Raw genomic sequence first — 25097 nt, forward strand, 5'->3', positions numbered from 1 at the left:
CATGGCTATACATTTGACCGCAATAATCAAAAGCAGGCCCGAGCATACGGAAGAGGTAAAAACCTACCTGCTGAACATGGCGTTGCATTCTAAAAAAGAAGAAGCCTGCCTTCAATACGACCTGCACCAGAATAATGAGGAGCCGAGCATTTTTGTGTTCCATGAAATCTGGAAAGATGCAAAAGGACTGGAAGAGCATAATGCAAAGCCGTACATTCAAGATTTCGTAAAGGCCTCGGAAGCGCTTCTGGAAGAAAACGTAATTATTTATAAAACACAAAAAATAGGATAATGGACTATCGAAAATTAGGAAGTTCGGATTTGGAATTATCGGCTATCACTTACGGAGCTTTTGCCATTGGCGGCAACATGTGGGGCGGCAACGAAAAGCAGGATTCTATTGCTGCGGTACATGCTTCGCTGGACCACGGCGTTACTTCACTAGATACGGCTCCTTTCTACGGTATGGGATTGAGCGAAGAATTGATCGGGGAAGCCATCAAAGGGAAAAACCGCGACAAGCTACAGCTGCTTACAAAATTCGGCCTCGTATGGGACGGAAGCAATAACGGAAAGGGAGATTATTTCTTTGATGCTTCTGCAGACGGAAAAACATTTCCAGTCTATAAATATGCTTCAAAAGCAAATATCATCAAAGAACTGGAAGAGAGCCTGAAACGCCTCGGTACCGATTATATCGACCTGTTGCAGATTCACTGGCCCGACTCGACTACGCCGATTGACGAGACGATGGAAACTTTAAATCTTTTGATGGAGCAAGGAAAAATCCGCGCTGCAGGCGTCTGCAACTACGACCTTTCGCAATTGAAAGAAGCAGAAAAAACAATACAGCTGGCTTCGAACCAAGTTTCGTACAGCATGCTAAACAGGGCTATCGAAAAAGACATCGTGCCTTATGCTGTTGAGAAAAACATGGGAATCATCGCCTACAGCCCTATGGAAAGAGGACTGCTGACCGGAAAATATTTTAAGGAGGCCAAGCTACAGTCTGACGATCATAGAAACGGCTACTTCGGACAGTTTTCTGCCGAAAGTGTCAAAGCGCTTTTAGACAAGATCGAGCCGATTGCGCAAAACAAGAACGCTTCTTTGTCGCAACTGGTCTTGCGATGGACAAGCTTGCAGCCGGGAATCAGCGTAGTGCTGGCAGGCGCAAGAAATGCGACACAGGCTATCGAAAACGCAAAAGCCGCAGCAGTTTCCATCACTGCCGACGAAATGAAATTTATTAATGATGCGATACTAGAAATGTAAGGATGGGCTCCAATAGCAATCTGCTTTTTTAGTAAATTTACCCAGCTCTATTCAAAAAGGGCTGGGTATTTTAGTTTACAAAAAGATGATTGAAGAACAACTTCTGTTGGCGTTCGGCGCTCATACAATCGTACTCAAAAAAGGAGAAATACTTTTTGAGGAAGGCGCTACTGCGAAATATTTTTTCCAAGTACATTCTGGAGAAATCAAGATGAACAATTTCAACGACGAAGGCAAGGAATTTATCCAAAGCATCTTTGGCGAAGGAAACTGTTTTGGCGAGCCGCCTTTGTTTATCGACAAGCCTTATCCAGCCAATGCTGTTGCTATTGCCGATTCTGAAATTTATGCCATCTCAAAAGAATCGTTTTTCAAATTGCTGTATTCAAATCCCGAAGCGCACCTGAACATGACGGTCAATCTTGCCCAGCGTCTTTATTACAAATCGGTCATGGCTTCCGAAATTTCTTCTCAAGAACCAGAACACCGTATCTTAAAGCTGATTGATTATTTTAAGGAGTCTATCAGCCAAATACAACCCGATGAAAAATACAGAGTAGATCTCACCCGCCAGCAGATTGCCGACCTGACCGGACTGAGGGTCGAAACCGTAATCCGCTCCATAAAATCACTCGAAAAAAAGGGACTGCTTTTGATCGAAAACCGAAAAGTTTTTCGATAGTTTTTTTTGCAATTATTTCACCTAATATGATTTAAGTCATAAAATGCTGGCGGGATGTGTAGCTAACTTTGTTACTATAATTCTAAAGCACTTTTATCATGAAAACATATCATAATTATCTGGAAGGTTACAAACGAGGTCTTATCGGTTTTGCTACATTGAGCATTCTTGCCCAAAGCTGTCTAGGTTCTATTGCCGCAATGCTTATTCTTATGGGAGGAACTTCAGTCGGACAAATGATACAGTTATTTTTTGTCACCATCTTCTGTATGGGATTTAACGGAGCCGTCTTGTCTCAGCAAAAACCAAAATTTGTATTCGCAACACTTATCATCAGCGTCACGCTTAGTATTGTCTTTTCAATCGCAAACCTGCTTTCTTTGATAGGGTAATGGGCTATACTAAAACAGAAAAGCCTCCAAGATTATTGGAGGCTTTTTTATTGGGAATGTAGCTGTTTATGCTTTTGGTAATGGCTGTCCGACAGCAACATCGCATCTGTGGCCTGGCTGTCCGTGTGGTGGATTCATACCTGGTGCAGTTACGACATTTGCATTGTTCACCGGCGTTACTGTAGTTGGAGCGGCAGTTGCAGTCGGCTGTGTTGGTTGCGGCTGCGCCGCTGGTTTTTGTCCTGGAGGCGAATTTAACGGAGCCCCTACAGGAATATCGCATCTGTGCCCTGGCTGTCCGTGTGGCGGATTCATACCTGGAGCCGTAGCTGTAGCCTGTGGCTGAATCTGCTGTGGCTGTGCTTGCACCGTTTGCGGCTGAGCAGTAACCGGAACTTGTCCGTCTGCAGGAGCAGCTGCCGGATCTGCTGCAACAGCTTCTGCTGGCGCTGCACTTTCTTGAGGCTCTAATTCTTTTTTACATGAAGTCATGAACAGTGAAACTGCCAAAAGCGAGCCAGCTATTATTTTTGTTTTCATTGTTAGTTTTTTAAATTAAGAATTCAAATATAAGCGTTTCAGATGATTATCTATGTTAAAAATAAGCTCTTAACTGCACGCTTCCTGTGTGGATTGCTTTGCTTTCTTCACTTTTCCTTCCTTCATAATTTACATTGATATCTAGAAACTGCGTCAGATTCTTTTGCAAAAGCAGTCGCCAAGTCATATTCTGTCCTGCCTGCAGTCCTTCAAGCATCTGGTAAGCGACTGGAGACAAAGCATCGCCAGTAAAATCATTTTGATAAAGAGAGAATTCGCCATTCATCGTGAATTTCTTTTCCGAAGCATAGGTAAAAGAGGTTCCGAAGCGATGCTGCTGCAACTTTTCCATATCATTGATCTTGTTCTCTTTGTCTTGGTATTCATAGAACAGGTCCCAGCTTGCATTTCTTGAAAAAAGATAGGAAATCTTAGGCGCCAGCTGATAGCCTTTCAGCTCGAAATTCTTGCTGGAATAGTTTTCTGAAAAAAGTTCTGATTCGATGGTCTTTCCCAAAAAGCCTAACAGCCAGCTTTTCTGAATCAAATGGGCATATTGGAGTTGGTGCGAACGGTTGTTGTTTTCCTGCGAACCGACCGAGAGCAGCGTTTTGGCACGGTTTCTCAAATAGGTATACGTTACGGAATGGTCTTGCTTACCTCTGTTGTAAAAAAAGCTGTTCCTGAAACTAGAATTAAGTCCCAAAAGATCTTTATCGCTTGTAGAAAACGGATTCAAGTCAAAATTATCGCTGTCGCGTACGATCTTTCGGTCGATCAAAAAAGAGGTCTGGTTGTAAAAATAGGACAAGAATTTCTTAAGCCCTTTTTCGTTCTGCCACTGGTTGGCGTTCAAGATAACCGATTGCGAGAACTTGTTTTGGTGGGTCTTGATAAAAATCTGATTCGGGAGAAAAATCCTGACGTATTCTGCCTGGTCGGAAAACTTTGCGATTTCAAATTCTTCGAGCTCTTGGATTCCGTTGCCGTTGTAATCAATCCAAGTGTAGACACCCTGCCCCGGTTCTACTTTCAGATACGTAAATTCCTGTTGCGGTATCGTTCCCGACGTGGTTTCATAGGTAGTCGTGACTTGAACCAGCTGGTTGAAATAACGGTCATTATAAAGCAATCTGGAATTTAGCGAAGGCTCGTTTTTACGAGTTGGGTCTTCAAATTTCAAATTCCTGTAATTCACGAACAAGGAAAGATCGCTCTTTTCGGTCTTCATCAATCGTGACTTGAGGTAATAGGAATTGGACGTATTTACCTTTCTCACAAATCCGTTGACCAAACTGTCATTAGAACGCTGCAGATAGCCTAATTCCACATACACTTTGGTACTGTCGCCGCGTCCTGTAAAAAGACCAAACTCGTTAAATCTTTGGCTCAAGGCCGAAAACTGATTGGTTTCCTTGATTTTTTCTTCGTTATCTTCCAGCCTAAACGTACCGCCAACCCAATTCTTGCCGAAATGGTATCTGGCCTGTGTCTGATTCCTGATAAATTTAGACTCGGAATAATCGCTGTCGCTTTTTAAGATACTTCCGTTGTTCTGGATGGTAAAATTTTTAAATCGGAAAGAGCCGTCAACCACATGCCTAGTTCCTGAGAAACTTTCAGAGAAATCGAGCTTTTCTAACTGATATCTTGCGCTTCCTTTGTTCGGAAGCGTAAAATTTACACCCGAAATTAACAGGCTCTGGTTGCCTAAAGGATTCGTCAAGTTCCAGTCGCGGTCAAATTCAATCGTGAATAGGCGCTCGATGGTCTTGAATTCTTTCTGCACGAACTGATAATTGACAAAAGCATCTACCAGCCATTTCTTTGAAAACAGCCGCTGCTTGGCATAGATCTTCCCGGCAAGGCCTTGGTTGTCGCCGTCATCTTTAGACGAAAATAAGTTCAGGTCGTTGTTGCTTACGCCAATCTCAAAATCGACCAATGTCTTTTCGCTGGGCTTGTATTTTCCCAACACGGTAGCAATCTGGATTTTTGTCGGAGCGACCAATCGAATAATCGGTTCAAAATTACCTTGCGGAATTCCGCTCACGGGCGGAACATATTCATAGATTCTACCGACTGCTGCCGTATTCGAAATCCTATAATTCCCTTGATTATTGCCAACCAAGGAGAAGCGTACGTTGTAAAGCTCGTCTTCTGGATTATTTGAAAACTCAAAGACCTCAACGCCGCCAATGATTACTTTTTTATAAAGGATTTTATTTTCAGAATAACTGTCAACATACGCAGAAGGCGCTGTCATTTGCGAAGGATTATCTCCCGCTTCTTTTAGCACGTTTACTTGTTCTGGAGAAAGATTTTGCTGCAAAGGCTGGTTCTTCACGTCGTTTTCTGAATATAAAAAGCCGCCGATGCTCCATTTTTCCTGCTCGTGCGTCGCTCCCGCATACGTCACAAATCGGGTATAATTTCTATCGGAATATTGGTATTCGACATTGATCCTCATTTCGGAGGTAATCGGAAACAGGGATGTGAAGATAATTTCTCCCGCATTGTAATCGATGGTATAATCGTTGTTTTCGCCTCGTGTCAGTAAAATTCCGTTGACAAAAACTCTTTCGGAACCTGAAATCACCAAGATATACAATTCGCCATTCGGGCCTTGAAGCTTGTATGGGCCTTGGTTGCCCTCCTGTCCTGTAAAACTGCTTCGCGCATATTGTCCTCTTACCAAAGCCGCTGAGGCAAAGACATTGGTCTTTTTTTCGGGAGTTCCGAAAGTAAAATTAGCGGACAGTCCTTGTACCTTTTTATTAAAATTCAGGAATCGCGATTGTCTGTTTTCTAAGAATAAATCCCCGGCTCGGATGTTCCATTTGTCGCTGAAAAGCTCGATAAAAATCTGGTCGAATTCATCCAGCTTTTGCGAATAGCCGCCTTCTTGCAGCGGAATATTGCTGTCTTGGATGGAAGCTCGAAGGCTTACTTTGTCTGAAATCTTTCCGGTGATCTGCAAATCGAGATTTGAATTGACAACTGAATTTTGGTTATTTCCTATGGTAATTCCTCGCGTAATGCTTCCCGAAGTATTCAATCCGTCAAAAGGCTTGAAAGTGCTTATCGGATCGCGGGAAACTTTATAGAGATTGCCTTTTCCTGCTTCGTTGCTCACGACGCGGCTGTCGTCGTAAATACTGTATTTTTTTGTAAGGTATTCGGGATAGCTGAAATAGCGCAGTGTGAGCGTATCTTCAGACGCGTAATTATTCTTAAAAACAAGGATGCTTTTTTGGAAATCTACTTTATAATAGGTCGTATCAATATCATTCCCGAGCTTGTCCTGAAGCTTAAAGAAAGAGCTGCTGATGCTCACGCTGTCAATTTGGATCGTATCTTTTGAAGCGATAATCTTCCTATTTTTATACGGCGTTTTGACTTCCTGAGCAGAAAGCCCAGAAACAAAGCCTATTAAAAACAGAAAGAGCAATTTTTTCAACATAAATACTATAACTCTGAAAGCTCAAAAGTAGTATTTATAAAATTAAAATTTCAATAGCTGCTTTCGCGCAAAAACCAAGCTGCCATAAAAAAATCGGGAGTTTCAAAAATTTGAGGCTCCCGATTCACTATTTTCTAACTAATGGCTTCTTTTGTAACAATCTGCATGGTTTCTCTGCTGACTTGCTTGAGCAACACTTGTTTGTCTTTTTCGACCATTTCTGCGGCTTTTTCATTAAAGTGGCGAATCGTATAAAGCGAAACATTATCGTTGTACGCAACTTTAAATTTCTTAGACAGCACGTTTTTCAAGTCGTTAAAATTGCCGAATTTGTCTTCGATACATACTGAAAAACTGATAGCCGAGTTCTGAATCAGGCTGACCTTCATCTTGTATTGGTGGAAAAGCCCGAAAATCTCGCTGATGTTTTCTTCCATGATAAAAGAAAAATCTATAGAAGAAAGCGAAATCAGCAACTGTCCTTTTTTTACGATATAACAGGGCAGGTGCGGCTCTAAATCGGCTCCTTTGCTCACGCTTGTTCCCGGCAAAGAAGGATTGAGGAACGATTTCACAAACAATGGAATTTCTTTTCGCTGTAGCGGCTGCAATGTTTTCGGATGGATGACTGTCGCGCCATAAAAAGCCAATTCGATAGCCTCGCGGTAGGAAATTTGGTTCAAGAGCGTTGCATTTTCAAAATACCTCGGGTCGGCATTCATCACGCCCGGAACGTCCTTCCAGATCGTGACGCTTTCGGCGTTCAGGCAATACGCAAAAATGGCGGCGGTATAATCGGAACCTTCGCGGCCAAGGGTTGTCGTGAAATTATTTTCGTCGGAGCCTAAAAATCCTTGGGTGATGTTCAGTACTTTTTTCTTTACGTTTTTAGAAATGAGCGTCTGAGTTTGGTCCCAATCTACGATAGCATCGCGATAAGTCGTATCGGTTTTTATAAAATTACGGACATCAAGCCATTGATTTTTTAATCCTTTATAATTAAAATAGTGACTGATGATGGTGGTCGAGATTATTTCCCCGAAACTGACAATCTGGTCGTAGACAAAGTTGTAATTCGGGGATTTGTTGTTTTTCAAAAAGCTTTCTAAATCAGAAAAAAGCTGGTTGATAGCGCCAAAAACCGCATTCTTGTCGTCTTCAAATAAATCTAGCAAAATCTGGTTATGGTACTTCTTGACATCTTGTACAGAAGATTGCAATTCTGCCGATTTTTCGAAATAGTTCTTTATCACTACTTCTAAGGCATTTGTTGTTTTTCCCATAGCCGAAACTACGAGCAAAACATCATCAAAACCTACCTGCTGCAAAACGTCGTATACGTTTTTAATGCCTTCAGCATCTTTGACTGAAGCACCTCCAAATTTAAATACTCTCATTATTTGATTTCAGATTTTAGATTTCAGATTTAGACCTAGCCAATTACTCGATTGCTGTCTGAAATAGGTAAATTATTTTTTAAAAAATCATTAATTCCTTGTTCGTCCATGTGGACCACGCGCCAATCGGATAAAACCCTTGCTCCAGATTTCTCATAAAATTTAATCGCTGGTGTATTCCAGTCGAGCACGTTCCATTCGATACGGCGTACGTTTTCTTTTTCTCCTTCTTTTATAATTTCAGAATAGAGCGCCATTCCGGCTCCAGTTCCTCTCATCTTTTCGGTAACGATCAAATCTTCGAGATGGATGGTCTTGCCTTTCCACGTTGAAAATCGGTAATAGAATAACGCCATTCCTATAATCTGATTATCTAATTCTGCCACAAAAGTATGGAACAGCGGTTGTGTTCCAAAACCATCGCGAACCAGATCTTCTTTTGTAATAACGACTGCGTCTGGCTCTTTCTCGAAAACGGCCAGTTCTTTAATTAGTCCTAAAACAGTAGGCATGTCGTTTTCGGTACCTTTTCTAATTATCATTTTTTTCTATGTATTTTCAGCTTTCGCTTTTCACAGCGAATATATTAAAAGCTGATGCAACTGCACAATTATCGGTCTTTCTTTTCGAAATTAGCGCATCAATTTCAAAAATACAAAAATAACAATTATTTATATTTGTAACATTTTTTGATAAATATTTTTTTGATGGCATTCTAAAATTATAGCAATTTATAAACGATATTTGCACCCACAACTACAACGTTATAGTAATGGAGGAACGCAATAAAACATTAGGGGAATTTATTATTGAAAAACAGGAAGATTTTCAATATTCTTCGGGAGAATTATCAAGGTTAATCAACTCCATCCGACTGGCTGCCAAAGTCGTAAACTACAAGGTAAATAAAGCTGGACTGGTAGACATCGTGGGCGCTGCAGGTGCCCAGAATGTGCAGGGAGAAGACCAACAAAAATTAGATGTCTTTGCAAACGACACTTTTATACAGACGCTTATCAATCGTGAGATTGTCTGCGGTATTGCTTCGGAAGAAAGCGATGATTTCATCGTTATCAAAGGCCAGGACGAAAGCCATAACAATAAATATGTGGTGCTGATGGATCCGCTAGACGGTTCTTCAAATATTGACGTGAACGTTTCTGTAGGGACGATTTTTTCTGTCTACCGAAGAATTACGCCGATCGGAACTCCGGTAACTTTAGAAGATTTCTTGCAGCCAGGCGTGAATCAGGTAGCGGCGGGCTATGTAATTTACGGTACCTCAACGATGCTTGTCTATACGACAGGCCGCGGCGTGAACGGTTTTACCTTAAACCCTGCTATCGGAACATTTTATCTTTCGCATCCGAACATGCAGTTTCCTAAAGACGGGACTATTTATTCGATAAACGAAGGAAACTATGTTCATTTTCCACAAGGCGTAAAAGATTATATCAAATACTGCCAGCTGGAAGAAGGTGACAGGCCTTATACTTCGCGCTATATCGGGAGCTTGGTTTCTGACATTCACAGAAATATGATCAAGGGAGGGATTTATATTTATCCGACAAGCTCAAAAGCGCCAAGCGGCAAGCTTCGCCTGCTATACGAATGCAACCCGATGGCTTTTCTGGCAGAACAAGCGGGCGGAAAAGCATCAGATGGTTTTGGAAGAATCATGGAAATCCAACCGACAGAATTGCACCAACGCGTACCGTTCTTTTGTGGCAGCCAAAATATGGTCGAAAAGGCCGAAGAATTTATGAAAAAGGCAAGTAATTAGATATAAAAAAAGCTCCAATTGGAGCTTTTTTTTATTTATTCATGTGAGTCATTTCGAAAAGGAAAGTGTCTAAGTCTACACCTAACACAAGCAATGATAAAGCTTTGTCAACAATATAGTGCACGTTTCCAGGAGTAAATCCTAATGCTAAAGCAAATCGTGTAAGGATTTCTTTTTGCTTTGGTCCTAAGACGTGATCAGCATATACCATTCTTGACAGATCGTACAAACGCTCTAGTCTTTGCGTATGCAAATACGGAGGATTGATTGGGTATTTCGTTGGATTTGCAAGAATTTCGGCATACTCTTCAGAAGAGATTTCCAATTGCATGGCCAGCTTGTCCAAGAAATGTCTTTCTTCTTCGCTCAAATGCCCGTTTTCCATTGCAACTCTCACGATAGAAGAGAAATGTCCTTTATTTCTATTTTTAAATCCGCTATCAAATAAATCTGAAATTGACATAATTATATATTTTTTGCAAATATAATCCTATTTCTATTTTAACGGCACAAAATGCCGACTTTTCTTAACAGAAATAAACTCTTTCCAAAATATATCGTAAGTTTGGAATCCCAATCAAAATTTTCAATATATGTCTGAGTTTTGGATCTACTTCAACACAGGATTGCGTCACGTTTTAGACATTCACGCCTACGACCATGTCTTATTTTTAATCGCTCTTACTATTCCTTATGCTTTTAAGGATTGGCAAAGAGTTTTGCTTTTAGTCACTCTTTTTACGGTGGGACATACCATGGCATTATTGCTTTCTGTATATGGATTCGTGCAGATAAAAGTGAATCTTGTTGAATTCTTGATTCCAATAACCATTTTAATTACGGCTTTCTTTCACCTTTTTACAGCTGGAAAAAATAGCAAGAAGGAAAGCATCAGCTTTATTGCTATCGTCACCTTATTTTTTGGAATCATCCACGGACTCGGATTCTCCAATTATTTTAATACGATTTTGCCTGGAAATGCTTCCGCCAAGCTGATTCCTTTGTTAGAATTTGCTTTAGGAATTGAAGCTGCGCAGGTTATCGTCGTGCTTATTGTATTGATTTTATCGTATATCGTACAGACTGTCTTTCGTTTTTCAAAGCGCGACTGGACGCTTGTCATGTCGTCTTTTGTAATCGGCGTGGTCATCCCGATGGTTATTGAGAGCGAAATCTGGGGACGCTAGAGAAGATACCGATGCGACTCTAAATAAGTGCGCAATCTTTCCTATCTTTGGATTTTAATTGAATACACGTGGCAGACACTAAGATATATTTTGCTTCAGACCAGCATTTTGGAGCTCCTACACCCGAACTCAGCTTTCCAAGGGAACAAAAATTTGTAGCTTGGTTGGATGAAATCAAAAAAGATGCAACCGCATTATTCTTATTGGGCGACTTATTCGATTTTTGGTTTGAATACAAGACTGTCGTGCCGAAAGGATTTGTCCGTGTTTTAGGCAAATTAGCCGAAATCCGTGACAGCGGTATTCCTGTTTATTTTTTTGTGGGCAATCACGATTTGTGGATGCACGATTATTTTCAAAAAGAATTAAATATTCCTGTCTATCATACTACGCAAGAATTCACCTTTGACGGCAAATCATTTTTGATTGGCCATGGCGATGGTCTCGGTCCGGGCGACAAAGGCTACAAAAGGATGAAAAAAGTGTTTACCAATCCTTTTTCGAAATGGCTTTTCAGATGGCTGCATCCGGATTTGGGCGTACGATTGGCGCAATATCTTTCTGTCAAAAACAAATTGATTTCTGGTGACGAGGATGTACGTTTTTTAGGAGAAGAAAATGAATGGTTGGTGCAATATTCGAAACGAAAGTTGGAAACCAAGCACTACGATTATTTCGTGTTTGGCCACAGGCATCTGCCTATGACTATAAAAGTGGGAGAAAATTCAAGCTACGTAAATTTAGGCGACTGGATTGGCTATTTTACATACGGTGTTTTTGATGGAAAAACGTTCGAGTTGAAAGAATACAAGAGCTAATTCTGACAGATTTCATCTAGATATTCTTTTAGCTGGATCTGGAAGATCGTTCCTTCTACCAAATCCTTTATCTGCATCAATTCGTTTACTGAAACCGCCAAATCAATTTGCTGTAACGGTGTTTTCAGCAAGAACTTATGACATTTCCTTTTAAACTCGCAGCCATTGCAATGAGCATCACCGCAGGCAGCATCTATCGTGTCGGCAAAGATATTGAGTTCTTCTTTTGAAAGATAAAAGCCAGTTTCTTTAAAAACCAGCTGTACTTTGCTTTTTAGCACCTTTTGCTCTTTTTTCCAATGAAAAGCGACACCAAAATCATTAAAATAGATTTGCTCAATTTCTTTCATAACCTGAATTATTTCGAACAAATATAGCAATTATTTAAAATCATTCTAAATTAAATTATCTTAAAATTTAGAATTTTTTTGCGTCTTACTCCTTTCCTTTAATATCACGAAGTCGTAATTGCAGGCTCACATTTCCATTGAATTCATTTTCTTCTATAGAATAGACGGCATCGAAAAGCTGACGTTCTTTCGCTATGTCAAACTTATTCCCCATTTTAAATCCGATAGCGCCAAACCCTTCCGAATTCTCTTGTTTCACAAAAAGACGCAGGTGCTCCTCATCGCTGCCTATCTTTTTTGCATAGCCCGTATCGATAAGGTCTTTAGTCAAGAAAATAGGCGTCATGTTCATCGGCCCGAAAGGTTCAAATTGCTTTAGTATTCGGATAAACTTTTCGTTGATATCGATTAAGTCGATTTCAGCATCAATCAGAATTTCAGGAGTCCGTAGTTCTTCGGCAATCGTCTCGGATACTACTTTTTCAAATTGATTTTTAAAATTTTCGAACTGAGTTTCTTCTAATGTCAGTCCTGCCGCATACATATGTCCGCCAAATTGCAGCAAATATTCAGAACAGGCTTCCAATGCATTATACACATCAAAATCCTTCACAGAACGTGCCGAAGCCGCCAGCTTATCGCCACTTTTGGTAAACACCAAGGTCGGACGATAATAGGTTTCTATCAAGCGTGAAGCCACAATCCCGATAACTCCTTTATGCCAATCTTCCTGATACACTACTGTCGAAAATCGATTTTCTTCCTGATTGTCTATAATCTGTGTCAAGGCTTGCAAGGTAATCTGTTTGTCCAAGTCTTTCCTGTTGGCATTAAAAATTTCGATTTCTTTAGCAAAAGCTTCGGCTTCCTCGATTCCAAATTCCGTCAGCAGTTGCACGGCATAATTTCCGTGTTTAATCCGTCCGGCCGCATTTATTCTTGGCGCAATTATAAAAACGACATCGCTGATCGTAAGCTGTTTTTTCTTTAGATTTTGAGTAATCGCCTTAAAACCGGGACGAGGATCAACGTTGATAACCTCCAAACCAAATTTGGCCAAAATTCTGTTCTCTCCAGTCATAGGAACAATGTCAGCCCCAATTGCTGTTGCAACTAAATCCAGATACGGAACCAAATCTTGAATCGTCTGATTTCTGTTTTGAGCCAAAGCCTGAAGCAATTTGAAGCCGATACCGCAACCGCATAATTCATCATACGGATAAGTGCAATCGTCGCGTTTTGGATCTAAAATAGCTACAGCTTCGGGAAGCGAATTTCCTGGTCTATGGTGGTCACAGATTATAAAATCGATTCCTTTTTCAGTAGCATAAGCGACATGGTCGATTGATTTTATACCGCAGTCCAACGCAATTATTAATGTAATTCCGTTGTCTTCTGCATAATCGATTCCTTTAAAAGAAACTCCGTAGCCTTCGTCATAACGGTCCGGAATATAGGTATCGACGTTAGGATAATAAGTTCTTAGATAAGAGGAAACCAAAGAAACTGCTGTAGTTCCATCGACGTCATAATCGCCAAAGACTAAAATATTTTCTTGTTGTTTGATGGCTTTTTCAATCCGAGCAACGGCCTTGTCCATATCTTTCATCAGGTACGGATCATGCAGGTCTTCTAGTTTAGGTCGGAAAAATTGTCGGGCTTCTTCAAAAGTCTCGATGCCTCGCTGCACAAGCAAAGTTGCCGTAAGTTCGTCAACGCTTAAGGAATTTTGTAGGCTTTTTACTTTTTCTGAATCGGGTTTAGGTTTAAGGTTCCAGCGCATTTTGTATGGATTTTAAGTTAAGGTAATAAGGCTCTGAGGTGCTAAGGTCCCCTTAGTAACTCAGTACCTTAATTAGGATGATATAGTATTCGGACTTCGACTTTGGCAAAATGACGGAACATTTCCATCACGCCGCAATATTTTTCTAAAGACAAATCAACTATTTTCTGAAGTTTTGTTTCGTCAAGGTTCAATCCGTAAAAATGATAATCTACACGAACCGTGTGATAATATTTTGGGTGTTCTTCGGTCAGGTCGCCTTCTACTTCAATTGAAAAAGTATCAATATCAACCTTCATCTTTTTAATCAAAGATGCGATATCAATTCCGGTACAGCCCGCCAATGAAGCGAGCATCATGGATTTAGGACGGAGTCCATCATCGTGTCCGCCATATTCTGGATCGGAATCCATTTTTATTTTTCCTCCTGGATTCGTGGCTTCAAAAGCCATATCTCCAAGCCATTTTGTAGTTACGTGATGTGTCGCCATGACTATATTGTATAAGATTTACTTGCTACTTTTTCCTCCAACAATCACCACAATCTCGCCTTTTGGAGGTTTGGCTTCAAAGTGCTTCAAGACTTCGGAAGCGGTTCCTCGAACGGTTTCTTCATGCAGTTTAGACAATTCCCTAGAAACAGAAACCGACCTATCTTCTCCAAAATATTGGATAAACTCTGCTAACGTCTTGACCAATTTATGGGGCGAAACATATAAAATCATGGTTCGGGTTTCCTCAGCTAAAGCCAGATAACGCGTCTGTCTTCCTTTTTTGTCTGGGAGAAAACCTTCAAAGACAAATTTGTCATTCGGCAAGCCGCTGTTGACCAGCGCAGGAACAAAAGCTGTCGCACCCGGAAGGCATTCTACGGCAATATTGTTTTCTACGCAGGCACGCGTCAGCAAAAACCCTGGATCGGAAATAGCTGGCGTTCCGGCATCCGATATCAAGGCAATGGTTTCACCCGATTTCAATCGTGCAATCAGATTTTCCACCGTCTTGTGCTCGTTGTGCATGTGGTGGCTCTGCATGTGCGTTCCAATCTCAAAATGTTTCAGCAGCTTGCCGCTGTTTCGAGTGTCCTCTGCCAGAATCAAGTCTACTTCTTTCAGGACTTTTATCGCCCTGAATGTCATGTCTTCAAGATTCCCGATAGGCGTTGGAACTAAATATAATTTTGACATCTAGACTATTTAAACTTGTTCTCCACTACTTCCAAAAAGCGTTCTGCATAATCTTCCTTGCCTTTCCATTCGTTGTAATCTGGCTTTACCAAATCTTCAATGAAATTTTTTGCGTCTTGGAACGTATCAAACGTATTCAATTGCGACAGGACTCTGTTGAAATCTTCGTTACTGCCGCCAAAAAGATGGTTTACAAAACCGACTCTGTCGTTCAGACCGATCGTGATTCCTTTGGTTACTTTTTCAACGGCTGGTTTTGGCGCTTCGGCAACAGGTTCTTGTATAGGCTCAGGTTCTGGCTCTACTGCCTTGACCTCTTCTTTAATTTCTTCTTTTACTTCGTCTTTTTCGGGCTCTTCATCGTGGTCGTGCTTGTGTTTTTCCTCGATTTCAGCTTTCACGAATTCTAAGTCTTTGTAATCGGAGCCCAAGAAATCTTCAAAGATAATCTGATGTCCTGATTCTTTTGCGACCTCTTCGACGTCTTCTTTTTTATCGAAAGCCAGTTCAAACGCAGGTTCTATTACTTCTTCTTTCGTTTCTTCTGATGCTTTTTCTTCTTCTGCAGTAACGCTTTCTTCCTCTTCTTCCGGCTCTTCAACGATAGCCTCTTCTTCATTTTCAGCAGTTACGGTTTCTTCTTCTTCCAGTTCTTCATCAGAAAGCTCGATTTCTCCAACAACTACTTTTTCTTGTTCTGATTCGGGTTGTGTTTCAGCTTCTTCTTCCGCCACTTTGATTTCTTCTGCGGTTTCGACAGCTTCAACTTCTTGTTTCGGCGTTTCTTCCACGACTTTTTCTGCTTCTAAGGCAATTTCTTCCTGCACGTCCATCTCAACTTTGCCCGCAACTTCATTTTCATCAAAAGCCGTTTCCAGCACTTCATACGCCTCAGATCTTCCAATTGTCGGCTGTGCGCCTGTAAAATTCTCTTCTACAAACAACAAAACAGACAATTTTTCATACAGTTTTTGGCTTTCCTGATGCAGCTGAATCAGTTCTGATTTATTTTTCAGCTTCAAGATTCTGTGCGCAATACTGATTAATTCGGCTTCTAATTTTTTCTTCATAACTTTTGATATTATATTGAGTAAAGCAATGGTTTTTTAATAAATTTGTTTTCATCACAAAGTAAAAAAAACTAATCCTTTTTAAGGCTGAAAAATACAAAATGTTTCTCGAAAATACAGTAAATCATAAAGAACAATTTGGCTGGATTGAAGTAATCTGCGGTTCGATGTTTTCGGGAAAGACCGAAGAGCTTATCCGCCGTTTGAAAAGGGCTCAATTTGCCAAGCAGAAAGTAGAAATTTTCAAGCCTGCCATCGACACACGCTACCATGACGAGATGGTGGTTTCACACGATTCTAACGAAATACGCTCTACTCCTGTTCCTGCCGCTGCCAACATACGCATCTTAGCGCAAGGCTGTGAAGTTATCGGTATCGATGAAGCTCAATTTTTTGATGATGAGATTGTTTCGGTCTGTAATGACTTGGCCAACTCTGGAATCCGCGTTATTGTTGCCGGATTGGATATGGATTTCAAGGGAAATCCTTTCGGCCCGATGCCTGCACTTATGGCTACGGCAGAATATGTGACGAAAGTCCATGCCGTCTGTACACGAACAGGAAATCTTGCCAATTACAGTTTCCGTAAAGCCAACAACAATAATCTGGTTATGCTGGGAGAAACGGAAGAATACGAACCGTTGAGCCGCGCCGCATATTTCAATGCGATGAAAGAGCTTCAGGAAAAAGAAGAAAGCTTTTTTTCAAAGAACAAGAAAACTCCGTAAGCCAAGACTTCCAAATTCACACAATAAATAGAGCGCAAGCATAACAAGAAGGCTATTGCGTCGTACACCTGCGTGACGGAACCACAATTTCCATCAAAAAATTAGTTATTTTTACATAGCTTTAAAAAGAAAAATAAATTGAGCCTGAAAATCCAACATATCATTCCTGAGATTCACGCCCGTTTCTCTGGAAATCCAGATACTGAAATCGACACCGTTTCTATCGACAGCCGTTCATTGCAAAACAATTCACAAACTTTATTTTTTGCTTTGGCGGGACTGAACAATGATGCCCATCAATACATTCCTGACCTGATTGCCAAAGGCGTTCAGAACTTTGTCGTTAATCATATTCCAAAAGATTTAGAAAGTAAAGCCAATTTTCTCCTCGTAGAAAACACCTTGCAAGCTTTGCAGGATTTTGCTTCCTACTACCGAAAATCTTTTCATTTTCCGATTATCGGAATCACGGGAAGCAACGGGAAGACCATCGTAAAAGAATGGCTGAATTTTCTGCTCAGTCCAGACTATAACATCATCAGAAGCCCGAAGAGCTATAACTCGCAAGTCGGCGTGCCGCTTTCGGTAATTTCGATAAACGAAAAGCACAATCTTGGAATTTTTGAGGCCGGAATTTCAACCGTTCGTGAAATGGAAAAGCTGGAAAAAATTATCCAGCCGACTATCGGGATCTTAACCAATATTGGTTCCGCTCATGACGAAGGCTTTCAAAATCTAGAAGAAAAAATTTCGGAAAAACTCCGTCTTTTTGAACATTCTGAAGTCCTGATTTACCAAAAAAATACGCTAGTCGATTCGCTTATAGATGCTACTACAAAAACTTTTTCGTGGAGTTTCAACGACAAAAATGCGAATGTGTTTATAACGCAAAAGCAGCTTTCTGAAAAGACACAGCTAAGCATTTCCTACGATACGATTTCTTTCAACGCTATTATTCCTTTTCAGGACAAGGCCTCCATCGAAAACGCCATAAGCTGCCTGATGGCTTTGCTTTATTTGGGCTATCTGCCAGAAATCATCCAGGAGAGAATGCAGTTGTTGTATTCCGTTGAAATGCGCCTGAAAGTCAAAAACGGAATCAATAATACGGCAATTGTCGACGACAGCTACAGTTCCGACTACCAATCGCTAAAAATTGCGTTGGACTTTCTAGAGCAGCAGAAACAATACAAGAAAAAGACCATCATCCTTTCGGACATCATCCAAAGCGGATTGCCAACGGACGAATTGTACAAAAAAGTTTCAGAACTCGTTACCTCCAACAAAATAGACCGCGTTATTGGCGTGGGTGAAGAAATCGGGACTTACTCCAACAGTTTTAAAAACATCATCACCTACAAAAACACAGACGATCTTATCTCGGATTTCAAAAACCTGAATTTTGAAAACGAAACCATATTGATCAAAGGAGCACGAATTTTCCAGTTCGAAAAAATTACCTCCTTGCTGGAAGAAAAGACCCATGAAACGGTTTTAGAAATCAACCTCAACGCCATCAGCCACAACCTGAATTTCTTCAAATCGAAGCTAAAACCGCAAACCAAGCTTATGGTGATGGTCAAAGCTTTCGGCTATGGAAGCGGCGGTTTTGAGATTGCAAAACTTTTGGAATATCACAAAGCTGACTATTTGGGCGTTGCTTTTGCCGATGAAGGAATTGCGCTGAAAAGTGCCGGAATCACCCTGCCTATCATGGTCCTGAATCCAGAAAACACAAGCTTTAGCGCCATCATTGAGCACAATCTCGAGCCTGAAATCTATTCCATCAAAGGATTGAGAGCTTTTCTAAAGATTGCCGAACAGAAAAACCTCGAGCAATTTCCTGTCCATATCAAGCTGGACACCGGAATGCATCGCTTGGGTTTCCAAGAAGATGATCTGGACGAACTGATAGCAACCTTAAAAAATACACCTTCTATCAAAGTAAAAAGCATCCTTTCACACATGGCCACGAGCGACGACCTGACGCACCATGAATTTGCGAAGTCACAGATTGCTTTGTTTGAAAAACTGTCTGCAAGGCTGATGCAAGAGCTTTCGATAAACCCAATACGTCACATCCTTAATACGTCTGGAATCAGCAATTATCCGGAAGCGCAATACGATATGGTGCGCCTCGGCATCGGGCTTTATGGTGTTTCTAACGATCCGTCGGAGACTAAATATTTAGAAAACGTAGGCACATTGAAATCGATAATTTCCCAGATCAGGACCATTCAGTCCGGCGAAAGCGTGGGTTATGGCAGAAGGTTTATGGCTTCAAAAGAAACCAAAATTGCGACCATCCCGATCGGTTATGCCGACGGAATTCCAAGAAGTTGGGGCAACCAGCTCGGTTATGTCATGATTAAGAATCAAAAAGCAAGTATTGTAGGAAGCGTCTGCATGGACATGCTGATGGTAGACGTTTCGACCATCGACTGTCTGGAAGGCGATCCGGTTATTATTTTCGGAGAAGACCCAAACGTCACCTACATTGCAGAAAAACTCGGGACAATTCCTTACGAGATTTTGACCGGCATTTCCCACCGTGTTAAGCGTGTTTTTTACAGAGAATAATACAAATTTTAAAAATTCGGCGCAGAAATGTTAAAATATTTAACTACTTTAGCTAGTAACTAAAACCAATTTTTATATAATAATCCTAAAATCAACTAATTATGGGAATGGTATCTGAATTTAAGGCCTTTGCATTAAAAGGCAATGTCGTAGACTTAGCTATCGGGGTCATCATAGGCGCCGCTTTCGGAAAAATCGTAAGTTCATTTATTGAAGACGTAATCACGCCATTACTGCTCAAGCCAGCTCTTGAAGCCGCAAATCTTTCAAAAATTGAAGACTTGGTCATGTTCGGATCGGTCAAATACGGCCTATTTCTTTCAGCTGTAATCAATTTCCTTATCGTTGCTTTTGTGCTTTTCATTGTTGTTAAAGGAATCAATTCTGCCAGAAAAAAAGAAGCAGAAGCTCCTGCTGCACCGCCAGCTCCTACCAATGAAGAAAAATTATTGATGGAAATACGCGATGCCCTAAGAAATAAATAATCTCGAAATAGTACCGCTGCATTATATATTCTAACTAAACCGCTCACAAAACAGGGCGGTTTTTCTTTTAATTATTTATTTTCATAACAATATGTTATATTTTTATAATTCGTTTTTTCAATAACTTTATTAGCTACTTTTGCATTCAGAAAATCAGTTTTTAACCACTTTAAAAAATAGAATATGAAAGTTGCTGTTGTTGGTGCAACCGGAATGGTTGGCGAAGTAATGCTTCAAGTTTTGGCAGAAAGAAATTTTCCTATAACGGAATTAATTCCCGTGGCTTCAGAGAAATCCGTAGGTAAGGAAATCGAATTCAAAGGAAAAAAGTATAGCGTTGTTGGATTAGAAACAGCTGTTTCAATGAAGCCAGAAATCGCCTTGTTTTCTGCTGGCGGAGAAACTTCTCTAGCTTGGGCGCCAAAATTTGCGAAAGCCGGAACTACCGTAATCGACAACTCATCGGCTTGGAGAATGCACGCTGACAAAAAACTGATTGTTCCTGAAATCAACGCTTCAGAATTGACCAAAGAAGACAAGATTATTGCCAACCCAAACTGCTCGACCATACAAATGGTTTTGGCATTGGCACCTTTGCATAAAAAATACAACATCAAGAGAATTATCGTTTCGACTTATCAGTCCATTACCGGAACCGGAGTCAAAGCCGTACAGCAATTGGAAAATGAATATGCTGGAACTAAAGGCGAAATGGCCTACAAATACCAAATCCACAGAAACGCTATCCCACAATGCGACGTTTTTGAAGACAACGGATACACCAAAGAAGAGATGAAACTGGTGCGCGAGACGCAAAAGATCTTAAGCGATAAAACCATTGCCGTAACAGCCACTGCCGTGCGAGTGCCTATAGTAGGCGGACACAGCGAAGCTGTAAACGTAGAGTTCTCTACTGATTTCGACGTAAACGATGTACGAAAGATTCTTCACGAAACGCCAGGAATCGTTGTTCAAGACAATACAGACACCTTTACTTACCCGATGCCGCTGTATGCGCATGGCAAAGACGATGTTTTCGTAGGAAGAATACGTCGCGACGAGTCGCAGCCAAATACCTTGAATATGTGGATTGTTGCCGACAACCTTAGAAAAGGAGCCGCTACAAACACCATACAAATTGCAGAATATCTAGTCGCTAACGGCTTGGTATAAGACCCATAGCTGACCAGCACATGCCACAACCGCCTGTTTTGACAAACCATAAAATTTGTTAAAACAGACGGTTTTCTTTTACACTTTCATACATTTGCAATTGGATGAAGAAGAAGTTCGCCATAATAAACCTCTCATTGATGATTGCAGTATTGTTCTCGATACTGTTTCAATCAGTCCATTTCTATGAGCACTTCTTAGACGGAAACGTTGCTACTGTTAGCCAATCAGACGATGACGGCAGTACCAAAATCCAGACCCTCGACCACAATCACGAAAAATGTTTTGTCTGCGAATTTACCCTAAGCAGTTTTATTGCGACAGAAACCTTTACATTCAACCTTCAGGTCCCTTTCAAGACCGTAGCCTACAACTTTCCTGCTGCAGAAACAGCAGAATTCTTTGCAGGCAGCCTGTTTTCGCACCGCGGACCGCCATCTAGCTGTTAATTAACGAAAAGAGCCTTGCTCTTCTTTCGGGCTGTTTGTTTTAGAAGCATGCCTTAATTATCATTTTAGATTTTTTCAAAATGCGCTATATCCTATTTTTTGTTTTCCTCTTGGCAGGAAACCAAACCCTCGTATATTCCCAACACACGGTGAGCGGGAAGATTACCAACGAGAAAAAACAACCTTTGGCGGGGAGCCACATCCATGCCGGAACTTTTTTTGCGAATGCTGCAGCCGACGGGAGCTTTTCAATAAGTGGCATCCCAAACGGCAACTTGGCCGTGACCATCGAATATCTGGGCTATAAGACCCTAGATACCGTAATTGCTGTCCATAAAGATGTCGTATTGGACATTTCCCTGAAGCCAGAAGTCTCGCAGCTGTCAGAAGTTGTCCTTAAAAAGACACTTTCCGAGAAAAATGCTTCGACACAAGAAATCAAAGCCAACGTGCTCGAAAACTACAGCAGCGAGAGCCTGGGTGATGCCCTAAAGGAAATCAGCGGCGTATCGTCATTAAAGACCGGAAGCACGATCGTAAAGCCGATTATCAACGGACTGCATAGCAGCCGCGTGCTTATAGTCAATAACAACGTGCGCCTCGAAGACCAGCAGTGGGGCACCGAACACGCACCGAACATGGATGTCAATACCGCCGGAAAAATTTCGGTCATCAAGGGCGCATCCGGATTACAGTATGGTGGTGATGCCATAGGCGGCACCGTCATTATAGAACTCGCGCACATTCCTGTAAAAGACACGATTTTTGGAAAGACCATTATCAACGGCGCATCAAACGGACGTGGAGGCAGCATTTCGTCTTCGCTCTCCAAAGGTTATGAAAACGGCTGGAACTGGAACCTTCAGGGAACGTTCAAATACTTTGGCGATTTCGAAGCGCCAGATTATGTACTTTCTAATACCGGAAACCGCGAGCGCAACCTGTCTGCCAGCTTGGGCTACAAGGGAGAAAATCACGGCTACAGTTTTTTTTACAGCTACTTTAATGCCGAGATCGGAATCCTGAGAGCCTCGCACATCAGCGGCATCTCCGACCTGATCCGCGCCATCAACAGCGGACAGCCTCAGGTCATTAGAGATTTCACTTATGATATCAATGCGCCCAAGCAGGAACTACAGCATCATCTCGGAAAAATTAACTATTACACCTATTTTTCCGATGCCAGTAAGCTGTCGCTCCAATACGCCTTCCAGTTCAACAACCGCCTAGAGTTTGACCTCAGGAGGGGCGATGACCGCAACAAGGCATCTGTTGACCTGGACTTGATGACTCACTCCTTCAATGCCGATTATGAAGCTAATTTTTCGGATAAGATGAAATATAAGGCTGGAATCAGCGGTGCTTACCAAAACAATGCAGCGAACACAGGCGCTACAGAGGTACGTGCCCTGATTCCGAATTATAACAAATTCGATGCGGGTCTCTACGCTATTGCCAGCTATCAAGCCAATGAAAAGCTGGTGCTAGAAATAGGCTTCCGCTATGATTTCAGCCACATCGATGCCAAGAAATATTATCTAAAATCTAGATGGACAGAACGCGGTTATGATCGCGATTTCAGCGATATCATTATCGGAGAAGAAGGACAGCAGTGGTATACCAATCCGGTGTTCACCTACCATAATTTTTCCGGAAGCCTCGGCGCCAAATACGAGATCAACGACAAGCTGCATTGGTTTTCCAACATCGGCGTAGCCAGCAGGAACCCTAATCCCGCAGAATTGTTTAGCGACGGGCTGCACCATGCTACCGGACAGATCGAATTGGGCGACTTGAGGCTGCAGCGCGAAGTAGCGCTCAAGATGTCGACTGCACTTAATTATGCCGCAGAGGGCTTTGCCTTTGAAATCAATCCTTATTTTAATACGGTTTCCGATTTCAAGATCCTAGTTCCAACCACCATTATCTTGTCGAACCGAGGCCCTTTTCCGGTCTGGGAATACCGTCAGGTAGATGCGAGGATGTTCGGGATCGACCTCACGGCCGATTATGACTTTGCCAAAAACCTCAACTGGCATTCAACCGCCGCTTTTGTATATGGCGAAGATGCGACCAACGACAAGCCGCTGATCGACATGCCGCCACTGAATTTGAACAACACCTTGAGCTTTAAAAAGGAAAATTGGAATCATCTGGTGCTTGCCCTAAAAAACGAAACCGTCTTTACGCAGCAGCGCTATCCTAACAATGATTTTTATGTAGACGTTACAGATTCTGGAGAGCCTGTCAGCACTTTGGTGCAGATCAGCAAGCCGCCAAAGGGATACAGCCTGTTGCATTTTAGCTCAGAGATGAGTTTTGATGTCTTGAAAAAATCTAAAATGACACTCGGATTCAATATCCAAAATCTTTTAAACACGAATTACAGAGATTACCTCAACAGGACGCGCTTTTATGCAGATGATCTGGGCAGGAATTTCAGGATTCAACTAAAACTAAATTATTAATTTTTTAAACCATTATTCTTATGAACGTATTTAAATTTTTATCAATGGGCTTGGCAGCCATAGCGCTTTGTTCTTCTTGCAGCAATGACGACAGCAATCCCGTGAACGAAGAAGAAGTAATCACTACCCTGACAGCTACCTTGACAGGCGGCGGACATACGATTACCTTAACGTCAAGAGATCTTGATGGTGCTGAAGGACCAAATGCTCCGGTAGTAACAGTTTCTGGAAATCTTGCGCCAAGCACTACCTATACCGGGTCGCTTGACTTGCTGAACGAGGCGGCTACCCCTGCCGAAAGCATTACCGAGGAAATCTTGGAAGAGGCACACGACCACCAATTTTTCTTTACCATTTCGAATGCGCTGGCAACAACAGCCTATGCCGTTCCAAATGACGAAAACGGAAAGCCGGTAGGGCTTAACTTTACGCTGACTACAGGGGCTGCAACTGGAACAGGTACTTTTACGATTATATTACGCCATCAACCGAACAAGAATGCCGAAGGCGTTGCAGCCGGCAACATCGCCAATGCCGGAGGAGAAACCGATATTCAGGTAAGCTTCCCGATAACAGTAGCCGCACAATAAATATTTTTATTACTGCTCTATAAAAAACCGCCTCAAAAAGGCGGTTTTTGTTTATTTCCGAGATACGCCAATCCTTTCCGCCGATTAGTTAAGGCTTTCCGGAAGGGGAAAGAGGCAACTACGTGGCGAAAGCGTCAACTCAGGATGATAAGTGCAAAAGCCTCTTTTTCGTGTTATAAATTGAATTTCTGTTAATTAGATTATGCTTTTTTTATATACAATCCATTTGATTGCTGTTTTTTTAGTAATTTAGGAATTTCAATGAACGTTTAGTAACCAAAAAATTGTAGATACTTATGAATTCGAAATTTACCTCCATTGTCAGAGTGCTTCTTGGACTCGTTCTTTTAGTTTTTGGATTGAACAAATTTTACACGCTGCCCTTTATTCCGGTACCTCAGCTGCCAGAAGACGCTGCAAGTTTTATGGGCTCGCTAGCCGCCACAGGCTATGTGCTGCCTATCATCGGAATCTTGGAAATTTTCATTGCCCTGCTTCTTTTTACAAAAAACTGGATTGCCTTTGCGCTGATCGTACTGGCTCCTATCTCCCTAAACATCTTGCTTTTCCATCTTTTCTTGGATCTTCCGAGCATCGGGGGCGCCATTTTGGTTGCTGTCCTCAACGGCATCCTTATCTACAAACATTGGCCGCAATACAGGCCACTTTTTAACTAATTAATAACTAACGATTCCCT

General features: G+C 41.6%; 25 protein-coding genes. 15 read left to right on the forward strand and 10 right to left on the reverse strand.

Annotated elements, in window-relative coordinates:
- Position 1: 1 nt before the first annotated feature.
- The 4 genes from CLV94_RS05575 (at position 2) to CLV94_RS05590 (ending at position 2349) form a co-directional block, all read left to right on the forward strand.
- Positions 2–292, forward strand: a complete 291-nt coding sequence (locus tag CLV94_RS05575; RefSeq protein ID WP_121375432.1) for a putative quinol monooxygenase — start codon at positions 2–4, stop codon at positions 290–292.
- A complete protein-coding gene (locus CLV94_RS05580; RefSeq protein WP_121375433.1) occupies positions 292–1275 on the forward strand; it encodes an aldo/keto reductase in 984 nt (327 codons plus the stop codon). Before CLV94_RS05575 ends, CLV94_RS05580 begins: the two co-directional genes overlap by 1 nt.
- Before the next feature lie 85 nt (positions 1276–1360).
- Positions 1361–1957, forward strand: a complete 597-nt coding sequence (locus CLV94_RS05585; RefSeq protein WP_121375434.1) for a Crp/Fnr family transcriptional regulator — start codon at positions 1361–1363, stop codon at positions 1955–1957.
- Positions 1958–2055: 98 nt separating this feature from the next.
- Complete coding sequence (locus tag CLV94_RS05590) at positions 2056–2349, forward strand: hypothetical protein (RefSeq protein ID WP_121375435.1); 294 nt, start codon at positions 2056–2058, stop codon at positions 2347–2349.
- Positions 2350–2415: 66 nt separating this feature from the next.
- On the opposite strand, the gene CLV94_RS05595 is transcribed toward CLV94_RS05590, so the two are convergent.
- The 4 genes from CLV94_RS05595 to CLV94_RS05610 form a co-directional block, all read right to left on the reverse strand.
- The gene (locus CLV94_RS05595; RefSeq protein WP_121375436.1) at positions 2416–2889 is read right to left on the reverse strand and encodes a hypothetical protein; all 474 of its coding nucleotides are present in this window, start codon (positions 2887–2889) and stop codon (positions 2416–2418) included.
- Positions 2890–2944: 55 nt separating this feature from the next.
- Positions 2945–6352 carry a hypothetical protein gene (locus CLV94_RS05600; protein ID WP_121375437.1) on the reverse strand — a complete coding sequence of 1136 codons (3408 nt, stop codon included), beginning with the start codon at positions 6350–6352 and terminating at the stop codon, positions 2945–2947.
- A gap of 134 nt (positions 6353–6486) precedes the next feature.
- Entirely contained in the window at positions 6487–7749 is a 1263-nt protein-coding gene (locus CLV94_RS05605; RefSeq protein WP_121375438.1) for an aspartate kinase, read from the reverse strand.
- Positions 7750–7784: 35 nt separating this feature from the next.
- Positions 7785–8291, reverse strand: a complete 507-nt coding sequence (locus CLV94_RS05610) for a GNAT family N-acetyltransferase (protein ID WP_121375439.1) — start codon at positions 8289–8291, stop codon at positions 7785–7787.
- 230 nt (positions 8292–8521) lie between these two features.
- Between CLV94_RS05610 and fbp the strand changes: the two genes are divergently transcribed.
- Positions 8522–9532 (forward strand): class 1 fructose-bisphosphatase, encoded by a 1011-nt coding sequence (fbp, locus tag CLV94_RS05615; protein ID WP_121375440.1) that lies wholly within the window; start codon positions 8522–8524, stop codon positions 9530–9532.
- Positions 9533–9563: 31 nt separating this feature from the next.
- Here the strand turns inward: fbp and CLV94_RS05620 are convergent, their stop codons facing one another.
- Entirely contained in the window at positions 9564–9995 is a 432-nt protein-coding gene (locus CLV94_RS05620) for a tellurite resistance TerB family protein (protein WP_121375441.1), read from the reverse strand.
- A 130-nt stretch (positions 9996–10125) separates the two neighbouring features.
- Between CLV94_RS05620 and CLV94_RS05625 the strand changes: the two genes are divergently transcribed.
- Both CLV94_RS05625 and CLV94_RS05630 read left to right on the forward strand, forming a co-directional pair.
- Entirely contained in the window at positions 10126–10719 is a 594-nt protein-coding gene (locus tag CLV94_RS05625; protein WP_121375442.1) for a HupE/UreJ family protein, read from the forward strand.
- Positions 10720–10787: 68 nt separating this feature from the next.
- Positions 10788–11537 carry a UDP-2,3-diacylglucosamine diphosphatase gene (locus tag CLV94_RS05630; protein WP_394345736.1) on the forward strand — a complete coding sequence of 250 codons (750 nt, stop codon included), beginning with the start codon at positions 10788–10790 and terminating at the stop codon, positions 11535–11537.
- Here the strand turns inward: CLV94_RS05630 and CLV94_RS05635 are convergent.
- The 5 genes from CLV94_RS05635 to CLV94_RS05655 form a co-directional block, all read right to left on the reverse strand.
- Entirely contained in the window at positions 11534–11887 is a 354-nt protein-coding gene (locus CLV94_RS05635; RefSeq protein ID WP_121375444.1) for a hypothetical protein, read from the reverse strand. The two genes, CLV94_RS05630 and CLV94_RS05635, sit on opposite strands and share 4 nt — an antisense overlap.
- Positions 11888–11972: 85 nt before the next feature.
- The gene (recJ, locus tag CLV94_RS05640; RefSeq protein ID WP_121375445.1) at positions 11973–13670 is read right to left on the reverse strand and encodes a single-stranded-DNA-specific exonuclease RecJ; all 1698 of its coding nucleotides are present in this window, start codon (positions 13668–13670) and stop codon (positions 11973–11975) included.
- A 68-nt stretch (positions 13671–13738) separates the two neighbouring features.
- Positions 13739–14161: an OsmC family protein gene (locus CLV94_RS05645; RefSeq protein ID WP_121375446.1), complete on the reverse strand. Its 423-nt coding sequence runs from the start codon at positions 14159–14161 to the stop codon at positions 13739–13741.
- Positions 14162–14179: 18 nt separating this feature from the next.
- A complete protein-coding gene (gene rsmI, locus CLV94_RS05650; protein WP_121375447.1) occupies positions 14180–14857 on the reverse strand; it encodes a 16S rRNA (cytidine(1402)-2'-O)-methyltransferase in 678 nt (225 codons plus the stop codon).
- 5 nt (positions 14858–14862) lie between these two features.
- Positions 14863–15927 (reverse strand): hypothetical protein, encoded by a 1065-nt coding sequence (locus CLV94_RS05655; protein ID WP_121375448.1) that lies wholly within the window; start codon positions 15925–15927, stop codon positions 14863–14865.
- Positions 15928–16028: 101 nt separating this feature from the next.
- Between CLV94_RS05655 and CLV94_RS05660 the strand changes: the two genes are divergently transcribed.
- The 8 genes from CLV94_RS05660 (at position 16029) to CLV94_RS05695 (ending at position 25077) form a co-directional block, all read left to right on the forward strand.
- Positions 16029–16655 (forward strand): thymidine kinase, encoded by a 627-nt coding sequence (locus tag CLV94_RS05660; protein ID WP_121375449.1) that lies wholly within the window; start codon positions 16029–16031, stop codon positions 16653–16655.
- A gap of 138 nt (positions 16656–16793) precedes the next feature.
- A complete protein-coding gene (locus CLV94_RS05665) occupies positions 16794–19235 on the forward strand; it encodes a bifunctional UDP-N-acetylmuramoyl-tripeptide:D-alanyl-D-alanine ligase/alanine racemase (RefSeq protein ID WP_121375450.1) in 2442 nt (813 codons plus the stop codon).
- Positions 19236–19336: 101 nt separating this feature from the next.
- Positions 19337–19720: a large conductance mechanosensitive channel protein MscL gene (mscL, locus tag CLV94_RS05670; RefSeq protein ID WP_121375451.1), complete on the forward strand. Its 384-nt coding sequence runs from the start codon at positions 19337–19339 to the stop codon at positions 19718–19720.
- A 183-nt stretch (positions 19721–19903) separates the two neighbouring features.
- Positions 19904–20893: an aspartate-semialdehyde dehydrogenase gene (locus CLV94_RS05675; RefSeq protein WP_121375452.1), complete on the forward strand. Its 990-nt coding sequence runs from the start codon at positions 19904–19906 to the stop codon at positions 20891–20893.
- Positions 20894–20997: 104 nt separating this feature from the next.
- Positions 20998–21342, forward strand: coding sequence for a hypothetical protein (locus tag CLV94_RS05680; protein ID WP_121375453.1), 345 nt, complete (start codon positions 20998–21000; stop codon positions 21340–21342).
- Positions 21343–21422: 80 nt separating this feature from the next.
- A complete protein-coding gene (locus tag CLV94_RS05685; protein WP_121375454.1) occupies positions 21423–23810 on the forward strand; it encodes a TonB-dependent receptor in 2388 nt (795 codons plus the stop codon).
- A 20-nt stretch (positions 23811–23830) separates the two neighbouring features.
- Positions 23831–24400 carry a type 1 periplasmic binding fold superfamily protein gene (locus CLV94_RS05690; protein WP_121375455.1) on the forward strand — a complete coding sequence of 190 codons (570 nt, stop codon included), beginning with the start codon at positions 23831–23833 and terminating at the stop codon, positions 24398–24400.
- Between the two features lie 296 nt (positions 24401–24696).
- The gene (locus CLV94_RS05695; RefSeq protein WP_121375456.1) at positions 24697–25077 is read left to right on the forward strand and encodes a DoxX protein; all 381 of its coding nucleotides are present in this window, start codon (positions 24697–24699) and stop codon (positions 25075–25077) included.
- Positions 25078–25097 lie beyond the last annotated feature (20 nt).

Source organism: Flavobacterium endophyticum, from assembly GCF_003634455.1.
In the GTDB taxonomy this organism is placed as follows: domain Bacteria; phylum Bacteroidota; class Bacteroidia; order Flavobacteriales; family Flavobacteriaceae; genus Flavobacterium; species Flavobacterium endophyticum.